Source organism: Curvibacter sp. EU05-FHT14A10 (assembly GCF_058791075.1).
This window is the reverse complement of sequence record NZ_JBYTDE010000004.1, coordinates 213,584-237,712: the sequence shown is the minus strand read 5'-3', so window position 1 is coordinate 237,712 and position 24,129 is coordinate 213,584. Positions and strand designations below refer to the sequence as shown.

18 protein-coding genes are annotated in these 24,129 nt (G+C 68.6%); 6 read left to right on the top strand and 12 right to left on the bottom strand.

Translation table 11 applies throughout. The features are described from left to right. Positions 1-12 precede the first annotated feature (12 nt). The 3 genes from AC3WUT_RS09680 to AC3WUT_RS09670 all read left to right on the top strand — a co-directional run bounded on the left by AC3WUT_RS09680 (position 13) and on the right by AC3WUT_RS09670 (position 4,298). Positions 13-1,608 (top strand): PepSY-associated TM helix domain-containing protein, encoded by a 1,596-nt coding sequence (locus AC3WUT_RS09680; RefSeq protein WP_492346868.1) that lies wholly within the window; start codon positions 13-15, stop codon positions 1,606-1,608. After that, entirely contained in the window at positions 1,601-1,966 is a 366-nt protein-coding gene (locus AC3WUT_RS09675) for a DUF3325 domain-containing protein (protein ID WP_492346867.1), read from the top strand. The genes AC3WUT_RS09680 and AC3WUT_RS09675 overlap by 8 nt, the downstream gene beginning before the upstream one ends. A gap of 100 nt (positions 1,967-2,066) precedes the next feature. Continuing rightward, on the top strand, positions 2,067-4,298 hold the full coding sequence (locus AC3WUT_RS09670) for a TonB-dependent siderophore receptor (protein ID WP_492346866.1): 2,232 nt from the start codon (positions 2,067-2,069) through the stop codon (positions 4,296-4,298). Here the strand turns inward: AC3WUT_RS09670 and AC3WUT_RS09665 are convergent. The 4 genes from AC3WUT_RS09665 to AC3WUT_RS09650 form a co-directional block, all read right to left on the bottom strand. Further along, positions 4,286-5,794: an efflux transporter outer membrane subunit gene (locus AC3WUT_RS09665; protein WP_492346865.1), complete on the bottom strand. Its 1,509-nt coding sequence runs from the start codon at positions 5,792-5,794 to the stop codon at positions 4,286-4,288. The two genes, AC3WUT_RS09670 and AC3WUT_RS09665, sit on opposite strands and share 13 nt — an antisense overlap. Positions 5,795-5,806: 12 nt before the next feature. Beyond that, on the bottom strand, positions 5,807-9,046 hold the full coding sequence (locus tag AC3WUT_RS09660) for an efflux RND transporter permease subunit (RefSeq protein WP_492346864.1): 3,240 nt from the start codon (positions 9,044-9,046) through the stop codon (positions 5,807-5,809). Positions 9,047-9,077: 31 nt separating this feature from the next. Then, a complete protein-coding gene (locus AC3WUT_RS09655) occupies positions 9,078-10,358 on the bottom strand; it encodes an efflux RND transporter periplasmic adaptor subunit (protein WP_492346863.1) in 1,281 nt (426 codons plus the stop codon). A 206-nt stretch (positions 10,359-10,564) separates the two neighbouring features. Next, complete coding sequence (locus AC3WUT_RS09650; protein ID WP_492346862.1) at positions 10,565-11,431, bottom strand: alpha/beta hydrolase; 867 nt, start codon at positions 11,429-11,431, stop codon at positions 10,565-10,567. 168 nt (positions 11,432-11,599) lie between these two features. Between AC3WUT_RS09650 and AC3WUT_RS09645 the strand changes: the two genes are divergently transcribed. Together AC3WUT_RS09645 and AC3WUT_RS09640 are read left to right on the top strand one after the other, a co-directional pair. After that, the gene (locus AC3WUT_RS09645) at positions 11,600-12,526 is read left to right on the top strand and encodes a LysR family transcriptional regulator (RefSeq protein WP_492346861.1); all 927 of its coding nucleotides are present in this window, start codon (positions 11,600-11,602) and stop codon (positions 12,524-12,526) included. 17 nt (positions 12,527-12,543) lie between these two features. After that, entirely contained in the window at positions 12,544-13,596 is a 1,053-nt protein-coding gene (locus AC3WUT_RS09640; RefSeq protein ID WP_492346860.1) for an MBL fold metallo-hydrolase, read from the top strand. A gap of 42 nt (positions 13,597-13,638) precedes the next feature. Here the strand turns inward: AC3WUT_RS09640 and AC3WUT_RS09635 are convergent, their stop codons facing one another. The 8 genes from AC3WUT_RS09635 to AC3WUT_RS09600 all read right to left on the bottom strand — a co-directional run bounded on the left by AC3WUT_RS09635 (position 13,639) and on the right by AC3WUT_RS09600 (position 23,001). Then, complete coding sequence (locus tag AC3WUT_RS09635) at positions 13,639-13,902, bottom strand: Txe/YoeB family addiction module toxin (protein ID WP_492346859.1); 264 nt, start codon at positions 13,900-13,902, stop codon at positions 13,639-13,641. Next, on the bottom strand, positions 13,899-14,141 hold the full coding sequence (locus AC3WUT_RS09630; RefSeq protein ID WP_492346858.1) for a type II toxin-antitoxin system Phd/YefM family antitoxin: 243 nt from the start codon (positions 14,139-14,141) through the stop codon (positions 13,899-13,901). The genes AC3WUT_RS09635 and AC3WUT_RS09630 overlap by 4 nt, the downstream gene beginning before the upstream one ends. A gap of 76 nt (positions 14,142-14,217) precedes the next feature. Beyond that, the gene (locus tag AC3WUT_RS09625) at positions 14,218-15,930 is read right to left on the bottom strand and encodes a thiamine pyrophosphate-binding protein (protein ID WP_492346857.1); all 1,713 of its coding nucleotides are present in this window, start codon (positions 15,928-15,930) and stop codon (positions 14,218-14,220) included. 69 nt (positions 15,931-15,999) lie between these two features. Next, entirely contained in the window at positions 16,000-17,103 is a 1,104-nt protein-coding gene (locus AC3WUT_RS09620; protein WP_492346856.1) for an alpha-hydroxy acid oxidase, read from the bottom strand. Then, positions 17,088-17,774: a Fe2+-dependent dioxygenase gene (locus AC3WUT_RS09615; protein ID WP_492346855.1), complete on the bottom strand. Its 687-nt coding sequence runs from the start codon at positions 17,772-17,774 to the stop codon at positions 17,088-17,090. Before AC3WUT_RS09615 ends, AC3WUT_RS09620 begins: the two co-directional genes overlap by 16 nt. Before the next feature lie 12 nt (positions 17,775-17,786). Next, positions 17,787-20,039 (bottom strand): TonB-dependent receptor, encoded by a 2,253-nt coding sequence (locus AC3WUT_RS09610; protein ID WP_492346854.1) that lies wholly within the window; start codon positions 20,037-20,039, stop codon positions 17,787-17,789. Between the two features lie 142 nt (positions 20,040-20,181). Further along, complete coding sequence (locus AC3WUT_RS09605; protein ID WP_492346853.1) at positions 20,182-21,228, bottom strand: extracellular solute-binding protein; 1,047 nt, start codon at positions 21,226-21,228, stop codon at positions 20,182-20,184. Between the two features lie 156 nt (positions 21,229-21,384). Beyond that, on the bottom strand, positions 21,385-23,001 hold the full coding sequence (locus tag AC3WUT_RS09600; protein ID WP_492346852.1) for an ABC transporter permease: 1,617 nt from the start codon (positions 22,999-23,001) through the stop codon (positions 21,385-21,387). 52 nt (positions 23,002-23,053) lie between these two features. On the opposite strand from AC3WUT_RS09600, the gene AC3WUT_RS09595 reads away from it, so the two are divergent. Beyond that, complete coding sequence (locus AC3WUT_RS09595; protein ID WP_492346851.1) at positions 23,054-24,115, top strand: ABC transporter ATP-binding protein; 1,062 nt, start codon at positions 23,054-23,056, stop codon at positions 24,113-24,115. Positions 24,116-24,129: the final 14 nt, after the last annotated feature.

The following is a 24,129-nucleotide window of genomic DNA, read 5'->3' as shown; positions in this document are numbered from 1 at the left end:
GAAAGCCCCACCATGCACCCCCATTTCCGCCAATCCATGACCTGGCTGCACAGCTGGGCCGGTGTGCTCGTCGGCAGCCTGTTGTTCGTGGTGTTCTGGATGGGCACGTTGAGCGTGTTCGACCGCGAAATCGACCGCTGGATGATGCCCGACACCCGCCTGGACACCGCCGTGTTGCAAACCCCGCTGGTGCTGGAAGGCCCGGTCGGCGCCCAGATCGAACGCCTGACCCAGGGCGCCTCGCAATGGTCCGTGGTCTTGCCCTACGAGCGTGCGCCGGTGCTGCGCCTGAGCTGGCGCCCGCCAGGCAGCGCCCTGCCCGAGCGGCGCTACCTGCACCCGCGCACCGGTGCCGTGCTCAACGAGGTCGAGACCCTGGGTGGCTCAGGCTTCATCTACCCGTTCCACTACAGCCTGCACCTGAAATGGAAAGACCTGGGCTACTGGCTGGCCGGCCTGGCGGGCCTGGCCATGCTGGTCGGCGTGGTCAGCGGCGTGGTGATCCACCGCAAGCTGCTGGCCGACTTCTTTCTGTTCCGCCCACGCAAGCAGTTGCCCCGCGCCAGCCTGGACCTGCACAACCTCACAGGCGTGTTGTTGCTGCCGTTTCACTTTGCCATCGCCTTGTCGGGCTTGATCGTCTTCATGGGCATCTACTGGCCTGCCGCGCCCTGGGCCGCCTACCCGGGCGCCGGGCCGGTGGCGGCCCAACGGGCCTTCCAGGCCGAAGGCATGGGGGTCTATCGACGCCCCCCCGCGGGCCGACCCGCCGAGCACGCCCCCAAGCTGGACGAGCTGCTGGCCCAAGCCCGCCAGCATTGGCCCGGCAGCGAGGCCTACTTCCTGCGGGTCTGGCACCCAGGCGACGCCAACAGCTATGTGGAGCTGCGCCGCTCGCCTCAGGACCAGGTGCCCCTGGGCCTGGAACAGCTCTATTTCGATGCGGCCAGCGGCACCCTGCTGCACGAGTTCAACGAAGCCCCGGTGATGCGCGTGCAGCGCTTCATCAGCGGCCTGCACTATGTGCAGTTCAAGCACTGGACGCTGCGCTGGCTGTACTTTGCGGCCGGCCTCGGCGGCTGCGTGATGATCGGCACCGGCTTTGTGTTCTGGCTCGAAAGCCGGCGTGTCCGCCACACCCGTCAGGGCCTTCGCGGCGTGCGCCTGGTCGAGGCCCTGAGCATCGCCACCCTGCCCGGTGTGATCGGGGCCACCCTGGCCTTTCTGATCGCCAACCGGCTGCTGCCGGCCCAGGTCGGATTCGGCGGGCTGGGCCGCGCCGACCTGGAGGTGGCCGCCTTCTACCTGTGCTGGCTGCTCAGCCTGGCCCATGCGGCCTGGCGCGGCCACCCGGCCTGGGCGACCCAGGTGCGGGCGGTGGCCATCGCGGCGGCGGCCGCCGTGTTGCTCAACGCCCTCACCACCGGCATGCCCCTGTGGCGCAGCCTGCAGCAAGGCCAATGGGGCGTGGCCGGCGTGGACTCCGCCCTGCTGTGCCTGGCGGCCCTGAGCGCCTGGACCGCATCGCGGCTGCACCGCCCCGTACCCCACCGCGGGGCAGCAGGCCTGGCAAGCGCTGTGCCGGCCCCTGGAGAACGACATGCATGACGCCATTTGGATGGGGGCCGCCGGCCTGCTCAACACGCTGGGCATGGCCTGCCTGGCCCTCAGCCAGGAACGCCACCGGGACACGCTCGGCATCGGACGCCATCAGCCCCCGACGCACGCGACCTTGCGCCGCTGGCGCCTGCAGGGCGCGGCCCTGCTCGCCCTGGCCTTGGGCCTGTGCCTGTGGCAAGACGGCGCGGCCTTCGGCAGCCTGCTGTGGCTGATGTTGTTGAGCGCGGGCGCGCTCGCCGTGGCCCTGCAACTGAGCTTTGGCCCCAACACGCTGCGCTGCTTGCTGGGCGGGCAAGACAAACCGCCCACCAACACCAACACCCGCACAAGCGCAGGCACGGGCTGAAGCCCCCCTGACGCCCTTTTCAGCCAGGTGTCCAGGCCGCCCGCCTCGGCAGGTGCCGCCCCAGCCAATGACTCGCAGCCCAGAGGATGAACCCTTGACCATGACACCCTGCACGCTACATGCCGGTCGCCCCCCCAGCCCGGCCCACCGCCTCTCCGCTCTCGCGCCCAGGCCCCAACGCCTGCGCGCCATCACCCAGGCGACACTGACCCTTTGCAGCCTGGCGCTGCCCGGTCTGTCGCAGGCCCAGGGCACGGCCTCCACCGATGGGGTGGCCGAAAAAGCCCTGTCCTCCGTCACCATCCAGGCCCGGCCCGAGCCCGAGAGCGCCACCACCCCGGTGACAGGCTTCGTGGCCCGGCAAAGCGCCAGCGCCACCAAGACCGACACCCCGGTGCTGGAAACACCCCAGGCCATCTCGGTGGTCACCCGCGACCAGATCGAAGCGCAGGGCGCCACCACCCTGCGCCAGACCACGGCCTACAGCGCCGGCATCGTCTCCAGCTATTTCGACAGCCGCGTCGACAGCTTCAAGGCCCGTGGTGGCGACGTGACCCAGTACCTGGACGGCCTGCTGCGCAGCTACGGCACCTACAACACCACCCGCCCCGACCCCTACACCCTGGAGCGCGTGGAGTTGCTGCGCGGGCCCAGTTCGGTGCTGTACGGCCAGGGCCAGATCGGCGGGGTGCTCAACCTCAGCTCCAAGCGTCCGCAGGCTGAAACCCAGCGCGAGATCCAGCTGCAGCTGGGCAACCGCCAGCGGCGTCAGATCGCGGCCGACCTGACCGGGCCACTGGACGCCGAGGGCCAGTGGCTGTATCGCCTGATCCTGGTCGGCCGCGACAGTGGCACCCAGGTCGACCACGTGGCCGACGACCGCACCGTGGTCGCCCCCACGCTCACCTGGCGCCCCAGCGCCGACACCTCGCTCACGCTGCAGGGCCTGTACCAGCGCGACCAAAGCGGTTCTCTCATCGGCTTCTTCCCGTGGCAAGGCACCCTGCTGCCCAGTGCCTACGGGCAGATCCCCACCAGCACCTTCATCGGCGAACCGGGTTGGGACGCCTACAACACCCGCCAGAGTTCTCTGGGCTACCTGTTCAGCCACCGCCTGAACGAGCAATGGACCCTGCGGCAAAACCTGCGCGCCACAGAAAGCGAGGTGGACTACCGCACCGCCTACACCAGCTTCACGGCCAATGCCGCCACCGGCCGCCCGGCGCGGCCGGTGTTCAACGCCGACAACCGCACCGTGGCCCGCGACCTGGTGCAACAGCTCAACACCGGGCGCATGGTGCTGATCGACAACCAGGCCGAGCGCAGTTGGCAAAGCGGCGCCGTCGGCCACCGGCTGCTGCTGGGCCTGGACCTGCAGCGCAACCAGACCGGCCAATGGACCGGCCGTGGCAAGGCCGGTGACATCGATGTGTACCAGCCGGTCTATGGCAATTACACCCCGCCGGCCACCCTCACTCGCCAGCCCTCGGTGACACAACGCCAACTGGGCCTCTACGCCCAGGACCAGATCGCCTGGGAGCGCTGGCGCCTGACCCTGGGGCTGCGCCACGACAGCGCCCAGACCGACACCGAAGGCCGGCCGGCCGCCGCGATCGACGACAAGGCCTGGAGCAAGCGCGCCGGCCTGAGCTACCTGGCCGAGGGCGGCTGGGCGCCCTACCTGAGCTACTCGGAATCCTTCCTGCCGCTGGGCGGAGTGGACGTGTACGGCAGCGCCTACAAGCCCCAGCGCGGCAAGCAATGGGAGGCGGGGGTGAAGTGGCAACCACCGGGTGGCGGCATCACGGCCTATGCCGCGCTGTACGAGCTGCGCGACACCAATCGCAAGACCACGGACCCGGCCAACCCGCTCAACAGCCTGCAGATCGGTGAGGCCCGGGTGCGCGGGGCCGAACTGGAGGTGACGGCCAGCCTGAGCCGGCATTGGGACTGGACCGGCAGCTATGCCTGGACCGACGCCCGGGTGAGCCGCAGCACCGGCGCCGACCAGGGCAAGCGCTTGCAAGGGGTGCCCGAACACAGTGCGGCATTGTGGCTGATGCACCGCTTTGCCGGCCAGGGCCGCGGCGGTCTGTCGGCCGGCCTGGGGCTGCGCTACCTCGGTGAATCGTGGGATGGCACCGACAGCCTTCGCACGCCGGCCAGCACCCTGCTCGACGCGATGGTGGCCTACGACCAGGGCCACTGGCGCCTGGCCCTGAACGCGGTGAACCTGACCGACAAGGTGCAGATCACCACCTGCCTGACCCGCGGCGACTGCTTCTACGGTCAGCGCCGCACGGTGGTGGCGACGGCCACTTATCGGTTCTGAAGCCGGGCCAGGGTCGGGAGGGGGTCTCTCGCGGAGGCCGCCGCCGCACCCGGGCCATCGCCCCAGCCGCCCCCCAGGGCCCGCACCAGGGCCACCGTGGCCACGGCCTGGCCGGTGCGCACCTGCAGCTCGGCTCGGCGGTTGCGCAGCTCGGCCCGACGCGCGTCCAGCAGTTCGATCTGGCTCACAAAGCCATGCCGGTAACGTGATTCGGACAAGGCCGTGGCACGGCGCGCGGCCGCCACGGCCCGGGCCTGGGCCTCAGCCTGGGCGGCCAGCAGGTTCAGGTTGCTGAGCTGGTCCTCGACCTCGCCGAAGGCGTTCAGCACCTGACCGCGGTAGACCGCCAGGGCCGCATCCAGTCGCGCCTGGGCGCCCTGCACGGCCGCCTCGCGCCGGCCGCCATCGAGCAGCGGCAGCGACAGCAGGGCCCCGGCGCTCCAGGCCCGGGCCGACCACTTGAACAGATCGCCCAGCTCGGGTGAGGCCTGGCCGGCACTGCCGGTCAGGGTCACCGCCGGGAACCAGGCCGTCTGGGCCACGCCCAGCCGCGCCTGGGCCGCCAGCACCGAGGCCTGCGCGGCCGCCACATCGGGACGGCGCGCCAGCACCGTGCCCGGCACCCCGGGCGGCACCACCGGGATGCTGGCCAGGGGCCCGGCTTGGGGCAGGCTGAAACCGGTGGCCACCTCGCCCACCAGCACCGCCAGCGCGTGCGTCAGCAAGGCCTGCTGGCGTTGCAGGGCCAGGGCCTCCGACTCGGTGGCCGCCACCTCGGAGCGGGCCCGGGCCAGGTCCAGCTCGGCCACATCGCCGGCCCGCTCGCGCCGGGTGGTCAAGGCCAGCATCTCGCGCAGGGCCTGCAGGCTCTCGTCGACCAGCACCTGCTCGGCCTGCACCGAGCGCAGCTGCAGGTAGGTCTGGGCCACATCGGCCTGCACCAGCAGGCGGGTGCTCTGCAGCAGCGCAGCCTGGGCCCGCGCGTCCTGGCCGGCGGCCTGGCTGGCCTGGCGCAGGCGACCCATCACATCCAGTTCATACGAAGCCCCCAGGCCCAGGCTGGCCGTGGTGCTGGGCACCTCGCCCGTCAGCGTGCCGCGACCGGCCTGGCGGCTCAGGCCGGCGTTGACGCCCACCTGCGGCGCCCGGGCGGCCTCGGCCGTGCCCAGCAAAGCCCGGGCCTCGGCCAGCCGGGCCGACGCCTCCTGCAGCCGGGTGTTGGCCCCGTCGGCGCGCAGCACCAGATCGGTCAGCACCGGGTCCATGAAATCCAGCCACCAGGCGCCCCGGGACTGGGCCTCGGCGCCAGGAGCCACGGTCCAACGGGTGCCGTCTGCGCCCAGGCCGGCCGGCTGGGTCTGGCTGAAGGTGGCCGGCAGTGGAGGCAGGGCCTGCTCAGCGCCGGGCAAAGGCGTGCTGGCACAGCCGGCCAGCCACAGGGCCGCCCACAGCGGAGTCAGAACACGCAGGGTGCGGGGAATCAAGAAATCAGTCATGGCGTGTGGCTTTCAATCAGGGTCACGGCGCGGAGCCGCCAGCACGGGCCGGGCCTGGGCACCGGAGGCGGCCAGATCCAGCGGCCCCACGGGTGCGACATGGCTGCCATGCTGGATCAAGGGCCGGTTGCCCGTCAGCCGCCGCAGCAGCACATAGAACACCGGGGTCAGGAACAGGCCGAAGGCGGTCACGCCGATCATTCCGGCGAACACCGCCACGCCCATGGCGCGGCGCATCTCGGCGCCCGCCCCGGTGGACAACACAAGGGGCAGCACCCCCATCACAAAGGCCAGCGAGGTCATCAGGATGGGGCGCAGGCGCAGGCGGCTGGCTTCGATGGCGGCCTGCAGCGGGCTGCGTTCGGCAAACTCCAGCTCGCGGGCAAACTCGACGATCAGGATCGCGTTCTTGGCCGACAGCCCCACCAGCACCATCAGCCCGATCTGGGTGAAGACGTTGTTGTCACCGCGTGACAGCCACACCCCGGTCATGGCCGCCAACAGGCCCATGGGCACGATCAGGATGATGGCCAGCGGCAGCGTCAGGCTCTCGTACTGCGCGGCCAGCACCAGGAACACCAGCAGGATGGCCAGCGGGAACACCCACACCGCCGAATTGCCAGCCAGGATCTCCTGGTAGGTCAGCTCGGTCCATTCGTAGCTGAAGCCCGGCGGCAGGGTCTCGGCCGCGATGCGGGCCACCGCAGCCTGGGCCTGGCCGCTGGAAAAGCCCGGTGCCGGACCGCCGTTGATGTCGGCCGACAGGTAGCCGTTGTAGCGCATGGCGCGCTCAGGCCCGAAGCTGGGCTCGATCTTCAGCACCGCCGACAGGGGCACCATCTCGCCGCTGCTGGAGCGCACCTTGAGCAGGCCCACGTCTTCGGCCCGCGCGCGGTAGGGCGCATCGGCCTGCACGCGCACGCTGTAGGTGCGGCCAAAGCGGTTGAAGTCGTTGGCGTACAGGCTGCCCAGGTAGATCTGCAGGGTGTCGAACACCTCGGTCACCGGCACGCCCAGTTGGCGCGCCCGGGTGCGATCAATGTCGGCATACAACTGGGGCACGTTGACCTGGAAGCTGGTGAACAGGCCGGCCAGCTCGGGCGTCTGGTAGGCCTTGGCCATGAAGGCTTTCACGGCGCCATCCAGGGCCGCATAGCCTTGCGAGCCACGGTCTTCGATCTGCAGCTTGAAGCCGCCGGTGGTGCCCAGGCCGGCCACGGGGGGCGGCGGGAACATGGCAATGAAGGCGTCCTGCAGGCCGGCGTACTTCTGGTTGAGCTGGCCGGCGATGGCCCCTGCGCTCAGGCTGGCGTCGCGGCGCTCTTCAAAAGGCTTGAGGGTGGCGAACACGATGCCCGAGTTGGAGCTGTTGGTGAAGCCGTTGATGGACAGGCCCGGAAAAGCCACGGCGTGCTCCACCCCCGGCTGGGCCAGGGCGATCTCGCTCATGCGCCGGATCACCTGCTCGGTGCGGTCCAGCGTGGCGCCATCGGGCAATTGGGCGAAGCCGATCAGGTACTGCTTGTCCTGCGCCGGCACAAAGCCGCCTGGCACGCTCTTGAACAGGCCCAGGGTCAGCAGGCCCAGCACCAGGTACAGGCCCATCATGGCGCCCTTGCGGGCAATCACCCGCGTGACGCCGCCGCTGTAGGCCTTGGCCCCGCGCCCGAACAGGCGGTTGAAGCCGGCAAAGAAGCGGCCCAGCACGCGGTCCATGCCACGGGTGAGCGCGTCCTTGGGTGCGTCATGCCCCTTGAGCAGCAGGGCGGCCAGGGCCGGTGACAGGGTGAGCGAGTTGACGGCCGAGATGATGGTCGAGATGGCGATGGTCAGCGCGAACTGGCGGTAGAACTGGCCGGTCAGGCCGCTGATGAAGGCCAGCGGCACAAACACCGCGCACAGCACCAGGGCGATCGCGATGATGGGGCCCGAGACCTCGCGCATGGCGCGGTAGGTGGCCTCGCGCGGCGACAGCCCGGCTTCGATGTTGCGCTCCACGTTCTCCACCACCACGATGGCGTCGTCCACCACGATGCCGATGGCCAGCACCAGGCCGAACAGGCTCAGCGCATTGATGGAAAAGCCCGACACCTGCATCACGGCAAAGGTGCCCACCACCGACACCGGCACCGCCAGCAGCGGGATGATGGAGGCGCGCCAGGTCTGCAGGAACAGAATCACCACCAGCACCACCAGGGCCACGGCCTCCAGCAGGGTGTGCACCACTGAGTCGATCGAGGCGCGCACGAACTGCGTCGGGTCGTACACGATCTGGTAGTCCATGCCATCGGGCATGCCCTTCTTGAGCTCGGCCATGGCGGCATGCACGTCGTCCGAGATCTGGATCGCATTCGAACCCGGGGCGGCAAAGATGGGCACGGCCACCGCATCCTTGTTGTCGAGCAGCGAGCGCAGCGCATACGAGGCCGCGCCCAGCTCCAGCCGGGCCACATCGCGCAGCCGGGTGACCGCACCGTCGCTGCCGGTCTTGACGATGATGTCGCCGAACTCTTCTTCGCTCTGCAGGCGGCCCTGGGCGTTGATGGAGAGTTGCAGATCCGCCCCGGGCAGGCCGGGCGAAGCCCCCACCACACCGGCGGCGGCCTGCACGTTCTGCTCGCGGATGGCGCGCACCACGTCGTTCGCCGACAGGCCGCGCTGGGCCACTTTCTGCGGGTCCAGCCAGACGCGCATCGAGTAGTCGCCCGAGCCGAACAACTGCACCTCGCCCACGCCCTTGACGCGGGCCAGACGGTCTTTCACGTTGAGCACCGCATAGTTGCGCAGGTAGGTCATGTCGTAGCGGCCACCCGGCGACAGCAAGTGCACCACCAGGGTCAGGTCGGGCGAACTCTTGACGGTGGCCAGCCCCAGGCGGCGCACCTCTTCGGGCAGACGAGCCTCGGCCTGGGCCACCCGGTTCTGCACCAGTTGCTGCGCCTTGTCGGGGTCGGTCCCCAGGCGGAAGGTCACGGTCAGCGTCAACAGGCCGTCGGTGGTGGCCTGACTGCCCATGTAGAGCATGCCTTCGACGCCGTTGATGGCCTCCTCCAGCGGGGTGGCGACGGTCTCGGCGATCACCTTGGGGTTGGCGCCAGGGTAGTTGGCGCGCACCACCACCTGGGGCGGCACCACCTCGGGGTATTCGGACACCGGCAGCACGCGCAGGGCCAGCAGGCCGGCGATCAGCATCAGCACCGACAGCACGCCCGCAAAGATGGGGCGGTCAATGAAGAATTTGGACAGGTTCATGGGTTCGATCTCGTGTCGCGGCGGGCCTGCTTCAGGCCGCCGGCGTGACGGGTGCCGCCGGGGTGGCGGCGGCCGCCTCCGGCTTCATGGGGACGGTCTGGGGGCTGACCAGGGCGCCAGGGCGGACGTGCTGCAGGCCGTTGACGACCACCTGTTCGCCCGCCTTGAGGCCGCTCTTGACCACGCGCAGGCCGTCGACCGGCGCGCCCAGGGTCACCTCGCGGTACTCGGCCTTGCGGTCGGCGCCCACCACCAGCACGAACTTCTTGTTCTGGTCGGTGCCCACGGCGCGTTCATGCACCAGCAGGGCGGGCCGGGTCTGGGCCTGGCCCATGCGCAGGCGGGCAAACTGGCCCGGCATCAGGCGGCCATCGGGGTTGTCGAACACGGCGCGCACCCGCACCGTGCCGCTGCGCACATCGACCTGGTTGTCCACCAGTTGCAGGTGGCCGCTGTAAGGGGTGCTGCCACCTTCGGCCGTGCCCCCTTCTGCCGTCCCCATCTGCACGGGGATGCGCTCAATGCGGGCGCGCGCGCTCTGGCCGCTGCCCAGCCCTTGCAAGGCCTGGGCAATCAGCTGCTCGTCGGCTTCGAAGCTGGCATAGATCGGATTCACCGAGACCAGGGTGGTGAGCACCGGGGCCCCGGCACCGGCCGCCACCAGGTTGCCGGCGGTCACCTCGATGCGCCCGATGCGGCCCGTGATGGGCGCACGCACCTGGGCGTAACCCAGGTTCAGGCGGGCACTCTGCAGTGCGGCCTGGGCGGCCCGCAGGTTGGCATCCGCCTCGCGCTGGGCGTTCTGACGCTCGTCGAGCTCGCGCTGGGCGATGGCGCGCTCTTCCCACAGACGGGTGGCGCGCTCCAGCTCGCTCTGGCTGTAGGCCACGCGGGCCTGGGCCGCGGCCACCTGGGCCTGGGCCCGGTCCACCTCGGCGGCAAAGGGCGCCGGGTCCAGGCTGAACAACAGGTCGCCGGCCTGGACCAGCGAGCCCTCGCGGAAGTTCACGGTCTGCACCGCACCCGCCACGCGGGGACGCAGGTCCACGCGCTGGACGGCCTCCAGCCGACCCGAGAACTCATCCCACAAGGCGATGGGCTGTTCGGCCACCGTGGCCACCGAAACCGGGGTGGCGGCGGGCGCCTGTTCAACCGGTGCATCGGCGTGCGAGTTGGGCAGGCCCAGGAAGGCCGCCCCTGTGGTGGCCAGCACGGCCAGGGCCACCGCCGACAGCCACAGCGGGCGGCGCGATGCGGCGGCCGCCTGGACCTGGGCGGCGAGAGCGGGTTTGGATTCAGGTGTGGGGTTCATGGCAATCCTCCAAGACAGAAAAAACGGGACGCAGCCCACCCCCCGGGCCACGCAGGCCCGCAGGCAGAACCGCAAGACAGGAAAACAGAATTTCGGGCGAGCAACGCCCGAATCACCGACCGGGGCCGGTGATCAGCAAGAGGGCAGGCAAGGCCTTGACGGCCGCCCGGTCCACACCGCGGTGTCAGGCCGGGCCGACGGGGGTGCTAGGAAGGCACCGGGCTGCGGGTGTCCTCGAAGAAACGTTGGAACTGCGCCTGCACCGCACCGGCACAGGGGCAGGCCTGGGCCTGGGCAGCCAACAGGGCATCGGGCCAGTGCTGAGCCGCACTCAACACCTCGCCCCGGGCCTGCAGGCCCGCCGCCTGCAAGCGCGTGACATAGGCCATGGCCTCGTCGCGCATGGGGTCGTCCGGGCCCACCAGCACCAGGGTGGGGGGCAGGCCTTGCAGGCGCATCGAGCCGGCCGGCACGGCATAGGGGTGTTCGGCGTCGCGCGGGCTGCGCAGGTAGCTGAGCCAGCCCTCGACCCACTTGCAGCAGGTGGCGCTGCCGGTGGCCTGGCGCAACGAGGCCGTACCCACGCAAGGATCCAGCATGGGCGAGAGCAGGATCTGCCCGGCCAGCGGGGGATGCGCCTGGTCGCGCGCCATCAGGCTCACGGCCGCCGCCACGTTGCCACCGGCCTCTTCACCCGCCAGGTAAACCAAAGCCCCCTGGCCGGCCAGTCGGTTGCGCTGGCGGAACACCCATTTGAGCACCTCGTAGCCGGCCTCGGCCGCGTTGGGAAAAGGATGCTGCGGCGCCAGCGGGTAAGCCACCGACACCACCACCGCGCCCGCCCCCAGCAGCAACTGGGCCACGGTGCAGCCGTTGTCCAGGTCACCCGAGACAAAGGCGCCCCCATGGAAGTGCACCACCAGGGGGCTCGCCGCGCCCGGGGTCTTGCGACCGTAGACGCGAACCGCCACGCGCTTGCCGCCGGGCAGGTCGACCTCGCTGTCGACCCCGGGGTGGAGCGGCGGCGTGGCCAAGGCGGCGCGGGGCGATTCGGTTTCAGGGGTGCTGGGCATGGTGGGCAAGGCTCGCAACAAGATGGGATGGTGCGACTTTAGTGGCAGAAGACCCGGTCATAAACACCTGGTTCGCCACAGCAGTGTTTCCAAACGCCCAACAATGCCGACCGGTCGTCGTGTGAGAATTTGTGCCAGACCCAACCGGGCACAACAACAGGAGGGCCCATGGACCAGATCCAGGCCATGCGCATATTCACCCGCGTGGTGGAAGCCGGCACGTTCACGCGCGCGGCCGATTCATTGAACCTGCCCAAGGCCACCGTGACCAAGCACATCCAGGCCCTGGAGGCCCGGCTGCGGGTGCAACTGCTCAACCGCACCACGCGCCGTGTCACCGTGACGGCCGACGGCGCCGCCTACTACGAGCGAACCGTGCGCCTGCTGGCCGAGCTCGACGACATCGAGGCCAGCATGAGCCAGGCCCGCGCCAACCCGCGCGGGCGCCTGCGCGTGGACGTGGGCAGCACGATTGCCCGCCTGCTGATCATCCCGAACCTGGCCCGCTTTCAGGAGCGCTACCCCGACATCCAGCTCGACCTCGGCGTGAGCGACCGCATCGTGGACATGATCTCGGACAACGTGGACTGCGTGATCCGGGGCGGCAACCTGATCGAGCAATCGCTGGTGGCGCGGCGCATCGGCAACCTCGAATTCATCACGGTGGCCGCGCCCAGCTACCTGCAGCGCCGCCGCGTGCCCGAACACCCGCTGGACATTGAGCGCGAGCACACCGTGGTGACCTACTTCGGGGCCCACACCAGCCGCCAGTACCCGCTGGAGTTTCACCAGGGCGAAGAGGTGATCGAGATCCCCGGCCCCTACCGCATCAGCCTGAACGAATCGAACGCCTACACCGAAGCCCTGCTGCAAGGCCTGGGCATCGGGCAGATCACCACCTTCCAGGCCCGCCCCTACCTGGCCAGCGGCGCCTTGCAGCGCCTGCTGCCCGAGTGGGGCCACCCGCTGCTGCCGGTCTATGTGGTGTACCCGCCCAACCGGCACCTGAGCGCCAAGGTGCGCGCCTTTGTCGATTGGGCGGCCGAATTGTTTGCCAGCCAACCCCTGCTGCAGGGCCAAGCCCTGCCCTCCTGAACCCAAGGCCCCCTGACATGAGCTCATCCCGCCTGTGTGTCCGTCCCTGCGCCCGCCCGGCCCCGACCGATGAGGCCACTTACGCCGACTCCCCCCAATGGCGCAACGGCAAGTTCCGCAACGCGGCCCCGCGCCATGCCATGGGCACCCTCAAGACCCTCGCCGTGATGTGGCGCTTTCTGTTCGGCAAGCCGGCCGACACGGTGCCGGCCCGGCCGATCCCGGTGCAGGCGCTGAGCCGGGCCGAGCTGCTGGCCGCCCCCGACATGAGCCTGTGGCGGCTCGGTCACTCCACCATGCTGATGAAACTGGGACAGCAGTTCTGGCTGACCGACCCGGTGTTTTCCGAACGCGCCTCGCCGTTCACCTTCATGGGCCCCAAGCGCTTCCACGCGCCACCGCTGCGCATCGAAGACCTGCCCGAGATCACCGGGGTGCTGCTGTCGCACGACCACTACGACCACCTGGACCGGGCGGCCATCGAGCAACTGGCACCCAAGGTGGCGCACTTTGTGACACCGCTGGGCGTGGGCGAGCGCCTGATCGCCTGGGGCGTGCCGGCCGCCAAGGTGCAACAACTGGACTGGTGGCAGGAGACCCAGGTGCAGGGTCTGCGCCTGGTGGCCACGCCGGCCCAGCATTTCTCGGGCCGCAGCCTGAACGATGGCAACCGCACGCTGTGGGCCTCGTGGGTGCTGATCCAGGACGAGGTGCGGGTGTTCTTCAGCGGTGACACGGGGTACTTCAAGGGCTTCAAAACCATCGGTGAGCGCTTTGGCCCCTTCGATCTGAGCCTGATGGAAACAGGCGCCTACAACGCCGATTGGCCCGATGTGCACATGCAGCCCGAGCAAAGCCTGCAGGCCCATCTGGACGTGCGGGCGCGGCACCTGATGCCCATCCACAACGGCACCTTCGACCTGGCCCTGCACCCCTGGCACGAGCCCTTCGATCGCATCGCCGGCCTGGCCCGGCAGGCCGGCGTGCCCTTGGTGGCGCCGCAGATGGGCGAGCGCCTGGACCTGCGCGCACCGGCGCTGTCACAGGCTTGGTGGACGGCGGTGGCGTGAGCTCAGGCCTTTGGGACCACGGGCAAGGCCAGCACAGCCCGCTCACTCATAGTGCGACCACATGCGAAGCACTTTGACCACGCCCTGCTCCTGCAGCACCTGGTAGACCAGACGGTGCTGGATGTTGATGCGACGCGAGTAGGCGCCCGTCAGGTCGCCCACCAGCTTTTCAAAGGGCGGCGGGTTCTGGAATGGGTTGTCCCGAAGGAGGGTCAGCAGTTCCTGAGCCTTGGCTTTGAGTCCGCTGGCCAACAACTTTTGGGCATCTTTTTGCGCATGCCGGGTGTAGACCACCTGCCAGCTCACCAGTCCAGCTCCTGAGCGCAAGACTCGACCGGCGTGGCCATGCCCTCTCGGATCGACTCTCGCATGCCGGGCACCGACAGCAGGTAGAGCGTCTCCTGAATGGCCTGCCAGTCCTCGGCCGACACCAGCACGGCATCATGGCGCTTGCCGGAGATGGTGATGGCCTGATGGGACTCGGCCGCCTGATCCATGAGGCGATACAGATTGGCGCGTGCTTCGCTGGCGGTGAGTGTGACCATGGTGGGCTCCTTGCTCAAAAGCGTACGTCAAAAGGTACGCAAGGTCAAACCGAGCCCCAGGGGGCACATCAGCGCGTCAGCGTTTCAGCGCCGCCTCGCGGATCGCGGTGAGGGTGCTGCGTGTGGTGATGACCTCGGGGCTGAGCGGGATCTCGATCACGGTGCCGCGCTCGCAGGCCAGGGCGCGCAGCAGCGCGGCTTCGAAGTCTTCGGTGCGCGTGACCTGCTCGGCCGCATAGCCGTAGGCGCGGGCCAGGGCGCAGAAGTCGGGGTTGGCCAGGGCCGAGCCACTGATGTGCTCGGGGTACTCGCGCTCCTGGTGCATGCGGATGGTGCCGTACATGCCGTTGTTGAGCAGCACGATGAGACTCTTGCCGCCGTGCTGGCTGGCCGTGGCCAGCTCCTGCCCGTTCATCAGAAAGTCGCCGTCGCCCGCGATGGTGAAAGCCACCCGGCCAGTGAGCAGGTTGGCCGCAATGCCGGCCGGCACGCCATAGCCCATGGCCCCGACCGTGGGCGCCAGCTGCGTCTTGTGACCCCGGGCCAGGCCGAAGTGCCGGAAGTAGCGGTGCACCCAGCTGGCAAAGTTGCCTGCGCCATTGGTGAGCACCGCATCGGCCGGCAGGTGCTTTTGCAGCAGGGCCACCACGGCGGGCATGTCGATCGCGCCGGGCTGCGCCGTGTCCAGGCCTGGCAAGGCCTGGGGTTGCAGGTTGGCCTCGTAGTCGGCGTGGGCGGCAGCGGTCCAGTCGGCCCAGGGCAGGCTGACCGGGGCACTGAGCACCTCCAGGCTGCGGGCGGCGGCATTCATGCTGGCGTTGATGACCAGGTCGGCCTGGTAGACCCGGTTGAGTTCTTCGGCGCTGGCGTGGATGTGCACCAGCTTCTGGCGCGGGCGCGGCGCCTCCAGCAGCGTGTAGCCGTTGGTGGTCATCTCGCCCAGGCGCGGGCCGATGGCGATCACCAGATCGGCCTCGCGGATGCGGGCGGCCAGGCGCGGGTTGATGCCGATGCCCACATCGCCGGCGTACAGCGGGTGGTGGTTGTCGAAGGTGTCCTGGAAGCGGAAGGCATTGCCCACCGGCAATTGCCAGTTCTCGGCAAAGCGCTGCAGGGCCTGGGCGGCCTGCGGGGTCCAGCCGCCGCCGCCGGCGATCACAAAGGGCTTTTGCGATTGCAGCAGCAGGCCGCGCAGATCGCGCAGCGAGCCCGGGTCGCTCCAGGCCTGTACGGCATCGACCCGCGGCAGCGGGGTGGCGCTCACGGTCTGGGTCAGCATGTCTTCGGGCAGCACCAGGACCACGGGGCCCGGGCGGCCGTTCATGGCGGTGGCAAAAGCGCGGGCGATGTACTCGGGGATGCGGCGGGCATCATCGATGCGCTCGACCCGCTTGGCCATGCCCTTGGTGCTGGGGCCGAAGAAGCTCTGGAAATCGATCTCCTGGAAGGCCTCGCGATCACGAAAATCGCTGCCCACATCGCCCACCAGCAGCACCATGGGCGTCGAATCCTGGAACGCGGTGTGCACGCCGATGGAGGCATTGGTGGCCCCCGGCCCGCGGGTGACCAGGCAAACCCCGGGGCGGCCCGTGAGCTTGCCGGCGGCCTCGGCCATGAAGGCGGCGCCCCCCTCCTGTCGGCAGGTGATGAAGCGGATCTGGTCGCGGTAGCGGTGGAAGCCGTCCAGGACGGCCAGGTAGCTTTCACCGGGCACGCCGAAGGCGGTGTCCACGCCCTGGGCGATCAGGCATTCAACCAACAAATGTCCTGCGCTTTGCTGCTCAGCCATGCGGAGTTCTCTCAGGTGAAATGGAAGAACTCCGGATCGTAATGGCTTCGCGCCGCCAGTGCGCCGGCTTCAGTCGGATTCAGCAGGCAGGGCCGCCAGCCACCTCAGATGGTCGGGGCGGATGTCGGCGGGCGAACGGCAGCCGCAGAGGGCCAGGGCCATCTCGAACTCATCGCGCAGCAGGCGCAGCACATGGGCCGCGCCCATGGCGCCATGCGCCGCCAGGCCCCACAGGCAGGGCCGGCCGATCAGCACGGCCTGGGCGCCCAGGGCCAGGGCCTTGAACACATCGGTGCCGCGCCTAAGGCCGCCGTCCACCAGCAAGGGCACATCGCCCTGCAGCGCCTGCGCGACTTCGGCCAGGCATTCGGCCGTGGCTTCCTGGGTGTCCAGCACCCGACCACCATGGTTGCTGAGCACCAGGCCCGCCACGTTCAGCCGCGCCGCCTGGCAGGCATCGAGCGGGTGGGTGATGCCCTTGAGCAGCATCGGCAGGCGGGTGCGCTCTTGCAGCCAGGCCAGATCGTCCCAGCGCAAGGCGTGTTCAACGGTGCCGCCGCACAGGCCGGCCGCCGCCGCTGTGGCGGCTCGCCAGTGCGGTGTGACCAGGCTGGCGGGGGGCTGTGCCGCCAGGCGGCGCACGCGATCTCGGCTACCCTGCACCGGCGCGTCCACACTCAGCACCAGGGCCTCGTAGCCGGCGCGCTCGGCCTCGGCGGCCACCTCCAGCAGCCCCGCCCGGTCTGCGCCATTGGCCAACTGCATCCACAGCGGCCCGCGTTCGGGCTCAGCGCGGACCAAGGCAGCCACCTGCTGCAATGGGGTGGTGCTGTGCTGGCTCAGCACCAAGCCGCACTGCTGGCTGGCCGCTGCCAGGGCCATGCCGCGCTCGCCGTCAGGGTGAGCCCAGCACTGGTAGGCCATGGGGGCCACGATCAGGGGGGTGGACAGCTCGCGACCCAGCAGCGTCACGCGGGTGTGGCCTTCGCGCAGGTCCTGCAGCACCCGGGGACGCAAGCCCCAGCGGGCCCAGGCGGCCACGTTGCGGCGCTGGGTCGATTCATCGCCTGCGCCGCCATCGAAATAGGCCCAGGCCTCGGGCGTCAGGCGCTCCCGCGCCCGCAGAGCGTAGTCGGGCAAGGTGGTGGGCAGGGCCTTCAGGTCTGGGCCCATTGCCGCAACAGGTTGTGATAGACCCCGGTCAGGGCCGTGGTCTCGGGGGTCTCGCCCAACTGGGCGCGCAGCTTGAGCAGGTTCATGTCAAGGTCGAACAGGATGCGGCGCTGTTCATCGCTGCGCACCATGCTCTCGATCCAGAAGAAGCTGGCCACCCGGTGGCCGCGCGTGACCGGGGTGACCTGGTGCACGCTGGTGCCGGGGTACAGCACCGCGTCGCCGGCCGCCAGCTTGACGCCACGGCTGCCATAGGTGTCCTGCACCAGCAGCTCGCCGCCGTCGTACTCGGCTGGGTCGCTGAGGAAGACGGTGCACGAAACATCGGTGCGCACCCACTCCTGCGAGGCCTTGGAGTGCAGCACCGCCCCGTCCACATGCGGGCCATAGAAATTGCTGCCCCCGCCATAGCGGTTGAACAGCGGGTTGAAGATCTTGCGCGGCAGGGCCGCCGAGAAGAACAGCGGATCGCGTCGCAAGGCCCCGAGGATCAGGGCCTGCAGGGCATGTGAGGCCTCGCTGTCCTGTGCCAGCTGCTCATTGTTCTTTTGGGTCAGGGCCTGGATGCCCGCGCTGCTGCGCCCATCGATCCAAGGGGCCTCGTCCCCGAGCAGGGCACGGGCGGTGCTGAGCTCTTCGGCGCTCAGCAGGTTCTTGAGTTGCAGCAGCATGGACTCCCCAGGTCAGAACAGGGCCTTGACGCTCAGCTCGATGCGACGCGGCGCACCGGGCACGTAAAAGCCTCGGTAGAGCTGGTCAGCATACAGTTTGTTGGTCAGGTTGCTCACGTTCAAGCGCAGCAGGGTGTTGCTGGTCAGGTTGTGCTCGACCATGGCATCGACGGTGGTGAAGGCCGGGGCCACGACGTTGCGGTTCTGGTCAGGATTCTGAGCCCCCCGGTAGTTCAAACCACCGCCGACACGCCAGCCCGGCAGCACGCGGTAGGTGCTCCAGAGGGTGGCGCTGTGCTTGGGCGTGAGGGCCGGGCGGTCACCCTGGCGCTGGGCGGCGCTGGTAGAGGCCACACTGCTCACGTCGATGCTGGCCGAGGGGATCCAGGTGTGGTTGTAGAACACCTCCCAGGCCGAGGTCAGGCGGCCGGCAAAATTGAACTCCATGCCGGTGGCATGGCGCTTGCCCGAGAGCAGGTATTGGTTGGCCGCCGTGTCGACGTCGGTGTTGCGCTCGTTGTACTTCTCGCTGCGGAACAAGGCCACGCCGAACAGGCCCTTCTTGTCGAACACGTCGTACTTGGCGCCCAGCTCGAAGTTGCGGCTCTTTTCCGGCGGGGTGTTGAGCAGCGTGGCGCTGGTGCCCGACAGGCTCAGGTTGACGGTGCCGTACTGGTAGGTGTCGCCCGAGGTGTTGTACGAGGTGCCGTACGAGGCGTAGTACGACGAGGTGTCGTTGGGCTGCCAGATGGCCCCCAGGCGCGGGCTCCAGAGGTTGTTGTCCATGCTGAAGCTGTTGCCGCTGGTGTCGCCATACTTGCCCATGAAGCGGTCGTAGCGCAGGCCACCGACCAGCTTGATCTGCTCGGTCAGGCTCATGACGTCCTGGCCGTAGAAGCCCAGCGAACGGGCGCGGAAGGGCGCCATGGCGACCGAGCGGGTGTCTTGAACATAGGCGCCGCTGTCGGGGTTGCCCACCGTGGTGGTGGGGGGCGTGGCCAGGCCGGTCGTGGCATTGTTGTTCTGCAGCGCACGCTGGTCGTAGTAATCGACGCCGCCCACCAGGCTGTGCTTGAGGCCGCCCCAGTGGGCGTTGCCGGTGTACTCGCTTTGCACCTGCAGCATGTTGGAGTCGTTGCGACGCGCCTTGAAGCGGCGGTTGAGCACCGTGCTGTCGCTGAGGCTGGACGCGGTGGTCACACTGCCCCAACTGATGTTGCTGGCCAACAGGTCACGCGAGTAGTGGCCATAGCGCAGCGTGGTCTTGATCTCGGCATCGCCATCGAGACGGCGCTTGTGGGTGACCGTGCCGTAATTGGACTCGGTGCGCAGGTAGTCGCTGGCCAGCCCGTAGTAGGCGGTGGCGTCGAGCACGGGGGTGATGGTGCCGCTGCTGTTGTTGCTGGCGGTGGTGCTGCCGTTGTTGATCAGCCAGGGGTGGTTGTACATCGGGCGCCCCTCGGTGCGCAGGTGGTACATGCCGATCGAGTACTCGTCGCGCTCGCCGATGCCCCAGCGGTAGGTGGGGGCCACGCCCTCCTTCTTGACCGTGGCGCCCCAGTTGTCGGCCTGTTGGCGCATGATGTTCACCCGGAAGGCCGACGACTCGCCGGTCTGGCGGTTGATGTCCGCCGAGACCCGGGCCGAGCGGCCGTTGCCCACCGTGGCGTTGATCTCGCTCTGGTCCATCAGGAAAGGCTGCTTGTTGACCTGATTGACCACCCCGCCAGTCGAGCCCTTGCCGAACAGCATGGAGGCCGAACCCTTGAGCACTTCGACCCGGTCGAGGTTGAAGGTGTCGTGCTGGACCATGGCGTTGTCATGCAGGCCATCGACATAGATGTCGCCGGCCTGCTGCAGCGAGAAGCCGCGGATGCGAACGTCTTCCTCACCGGTCTCGCCAGCCTGGAAGGTCACGCCCGAGACCGACTTCAGCACTTCGCGCAGATCATCGAAATTGCGGTCGTCCATGTAGTGCTCGGTCATCACCGTCACGGTCTGGGGAATGTCGCGGATGTCCTGGTTGCCCTTGGCGATGCCGGTCTGCTTGACGAGCAGGCTCTCCTTGGCAATGGTCGGGCCCTCCTTGGTGTCCTTGACGGTCACGGTGCTGAGGGACTTTTCCTCGCTCTGCGCCAGCGCCTGCTGGGCCGTGCCCAGCGAACCTGCCAACATGAGCGCCGCCAGGGGCAGCACCTTGCCGGGCACGGTGACGGCCTGACGCGTCGCAGCAGGCTGATTTCGGGACATCTTTTTGCGTTGCATGAAAACTCCAGTGTGTGGGTGGGCCCCAGGCCAAAGCCCAGGCCGATGGCTGACGACCCGCATTGCGCTGTGCAGTCGCTGGCTGATTTGAAAAATGGCGTGGCGCCCCCCGCAAGCGGCGGCCACAACCTGGGGAAAAGGGTCAGCGGTAGCCGACGCGGTCCAGCATCTGCTGCACCTTGGTCTGGTTCTGGCCAGCGGCACTCACCGGGATGACTTCGCTCTTGAACGTGCCGCCGCCCGCCATCGACCTGAGGGCGGCGTTGTCAAACTGCACGCCCTTGGCCACCGGCCACTCGTTGTTGCCATTGGCAAAGTGCTTCTGTGCGTCGGGGCTGGCCAGGTACTCCAGGAACTTGACGGCATTGGCCTGGTTCTTCGAGTAGCGGGCCACGGCACCGCCGGCCACGTTGACGTGCGTGCCCCAACTCGACTGGTTGGGGAACACCACCCCCACCTTCTCCACCACCGCACGGTCTTCGGGGTTGCTGGAGCGCATCAGGCGGGCGTAGTAGTAGCTGTTGGAGAGGGCCACGCTGCATTCCCCACTGGCGACGGCGCGGATCTGGTCCGTGTCACCGCCCTGGGGGGAACGGGCCATGTTGCTGACCAGGCCCTGCAACCAGGTTTCGGTGGCCGCGGCCCCGATGTGCTCGATCATCGAACCAAACAGACTCACGTTGTAGGGAGAGGAACCGGTGGTGGTACAGAGCTTGCCCTTGAACTGGGGATCGGCGAGCTTTTCGTAAGTGTCGAAATCGGATTTGCGGTACTTGATCTTGTTGAAGACGATGACGCGGGCACGGGTCGAGAAACCGAACCAGGCGATGCCGCCATCGGCCTTGGGCTGGGCATGGAACTGCGCAGGGATCGCTTCTTCAAGCGTCTTGGAGCGGATCGGCTGGAACAGGCCGTCGTTCTCGGCACGCCATAAGCGGGCCGCATCCACCAGCAAAATCACATCGGCAGGCGAGGCGCTGCCTTCGGCCTTGAGGCGACTGAGGATGCCGGCGTCATCCGAGTCGACCCGGTTGATCTTGATGCCGGTGGCCTTGGTGAAGGCACTGTAGAGGGCATCGTCGCTCTGGTAATGGCGTGCCGAGTAGAGGTTGACCGAGCCCTCGTCCGCATGCGCGGACAGCCACGGCGCCGCAAGGGCCAACAAGAAGATCGGAAGGATGCGTCGCATGTGTGAGGGCCTCGCCAAGGTCAGCTCAGAAGGTGTCGATTCGGGTGAAGAAATTGCAATCACTTTGCGAATCAACGCAAAGGAAAGCAAATGCTATCACGAACAAGAATGATTCTCATGAAGATCAACACACGCGATACAAGGTGTTGCGCGAGACTAACGGCGGCGCAGTGTCCGGCTCAGCATGATCACCGGCACCAGGCCTGCCAGCACCAGGGCCAGGGCCGGCAAGGCCGCCTCGCCCAAGCGTTCATCGCGCGCCAGCTGGTGGGTGATCACAGCCAGGGTGTCCGTGTTGAAGGGCCGCAACACCAGGGTGGCGGGCAGCTCCTTCATGACATCCACCATCACCAGCAGGATGGCGGCCATCATGGGCTGGCGCAGCAGCGGCAGGTGCACCCGCCTGAGCAGGCCCCAGCCCGCCACACCCAGCATGCGGGCGCTGTCATCGAGGTGAACCGGCACCCGGCTGTAGCCGCTTTGCACCGATTGCAAGGCCACGGCCACGAAGCGGACCAGGTAGGCCCAGATCAGCCCCAGAAAGGTGGTGGTCAACAAAGACCCCACCGACCCTTGCGGCCAGCGCGACTGCACCCAGCCCACAGGCAGCAGAAGTCCGACCACGATCACGGCACCGGGCACGGCATACCCGAGGCCGATCACATAGGACAGTGAACGCATCTGGGTGCCGGGGTACAGGCGCGACTGGGCCGACAGCCACAGGGCCAGCAAGCTGGCCAGCACGGCGGTGCCCAGGCCCAATGCGAGGCTGTCAAAGGCCCAGCGACCGAAGCGCGCCCAGGGCAGAGCCACCTCGCCGGCGGCGTGCAGGGCGCGCAGCATGAAGCCCACCGGCAACACAAAGCCCAGCAGCACGGGCAGCGCGCAAAGGCCGATCGCCAGCCCGGCTTGCCACCCCCCCAGCCTGAGCACGGTCGAGCCTGCCGAAGCCCGGTCCAGCCGCTGGCTGGCAAATCGCAGGCGAGCCTGGGAACGTTGTTCCAAGGTCAACAACAGTGCCACGATCAGCAACAACACAGTGGCCAGTTGAGCCGCGGCAATGTGGTCCTCCATGACCAGCCAGGCCTTGTAAATGCCGGCGGTGAAGGTCTGGATGCCGAAGTAGCTGGAGACGCCGTAATCGGCCAGGGTCTCCATCAGGGCCAGGGCCGCCCCGGCCGCCATGGCGGGCCGGGCCATCGGCAAGGCCACACGGAACACCCGCCGGCCAAGCGACGCCCCCAGCAGGCGGGCCGCCTCCATCAGCAACTGGGCCCGCTGTGCCAGGGCCGTGCGCACCAGCAGGTAGACATAGGGGTACAAGGCCAGGATGAAGACGCCGATCGCGCCCCCCACGCTGCGAATGTTGGGCAGCAGGCGCCCCTCCAGGCCCCAGGCCGCACGCATCCAGGTCTGCAAGGGGCCGCTGAACTGCAGGAAGTCGGTGTAGGCATAGGCCAGCACATAAGCTGGCATGGCCAGCGGCAGCAGCAAGGCCCATTCAAAGGTGCGGCGCAGTGGAAAGTCGAACAGGGACACCAGCACCGCGCAGAGGCTGCCCAGCAACACCACCCCGACACCCACCCCCAGCGACAGCAGCACGGTGGTGGCAGCATAGCGGGGCAACACCGTGTCCAGCATGTTGCGCAGCAGGTCGTGCGAGCCTTCATTCCACTGCAGCCAGGCCCCGATCACCACCAGCACCGGCAGGGCCAGCAACAGCGCAATCCCCCAGAGAACGGCACGCGAGAAGAAGCCCGGACGAAAAATCATGCGGCATTGTAGGAGCCAATATGACGGCCCATGGACTCCCTACAATCGCCCCATGTTTCTTGAAGTCCTTGATCTGGAGATCCGCTATCCCGGCCGCGAACACCTGGCGGTGGACCGCGCCAGCCTGGGCCTGAAGGCCGGCGAGATCGGGGTGTTGCTGGGCCCTTCGGGCTGTGGCAAGACCACGCTGCTGCGCGCCGTGGCCGGCCTCGAACCCGTCAGTGCCGGCACCATCCGGCTGGCCGGCGAGTGGGTCAGCGGCCAGGGCGGGCATGTGCCACCGGAGGGGCGGCGCATCGGCATGGTGTTCCAGGACTACGCGCTGTTCCCCCACCTCAGCGTGGCGGACAACGTCCGCTTCGGACTGCACCGCCAGCCGCGGGCCCAGCAGGCCCAGCGGGTGGATGAGGTCCTGGGCCTGGTGGGGCTGCGCTCCAGCGCCCAGCGCTTTCCGCATGAGCTCTCGGGCGGCCAGCAACAACGGGTGGCCCTGGCCCGGGCCCTGGCGCCCAAGCCCCACCTGATGCTGCTCGACGAACCGTTCTCCAACCTGGATGTGGAATTGCGCGAGCGCCTGGCCCACGAGGTGCGCAGCATCCTCAAGGAAGCCCAGACCACCGCGCTTTTTGTCACCCACGACCAGATGGAAGCCTTTGCCCTGGGCGACCTGATCGGGGTCATGTCACAAGGCCGGATGCACCAGTGGGCCGACGCCGGCACGGTTTACCGCGAACCGGCCAGCCGCTTTGTGGCCGATTTCATCGGGCACGGGGTGTTCGCGCCCGGCCGCGTGCAACATCAGGCCGGCCAGCGCTGGATCGACACCGCCCTGGGGCCCCTGCCAGCCCCGGCGCACCGCGCCGACGGCCCTTGCGACGTGCTGCTGCGCGCCAGCGATGTGGCCTGCGACCCGGCCCCGGGTGCGCCCCAGGCCGAGATTGTTCGCAAACTGTTCCGCGGCGCCGAATCGCTGTACGAGCTGCGCCTGGCCGACGGCCAGCGGCTGCTGGCCCAGGTGCCCAGCCATCTGGAGCACCCCGTGGGCAGTTGGATCGGCGTGCGTGCATGCCCCGCCCACCCGGTGGTGTTCGACCCCGTCGCCCCAACGGCCTGAAACGGCCCTGCCCT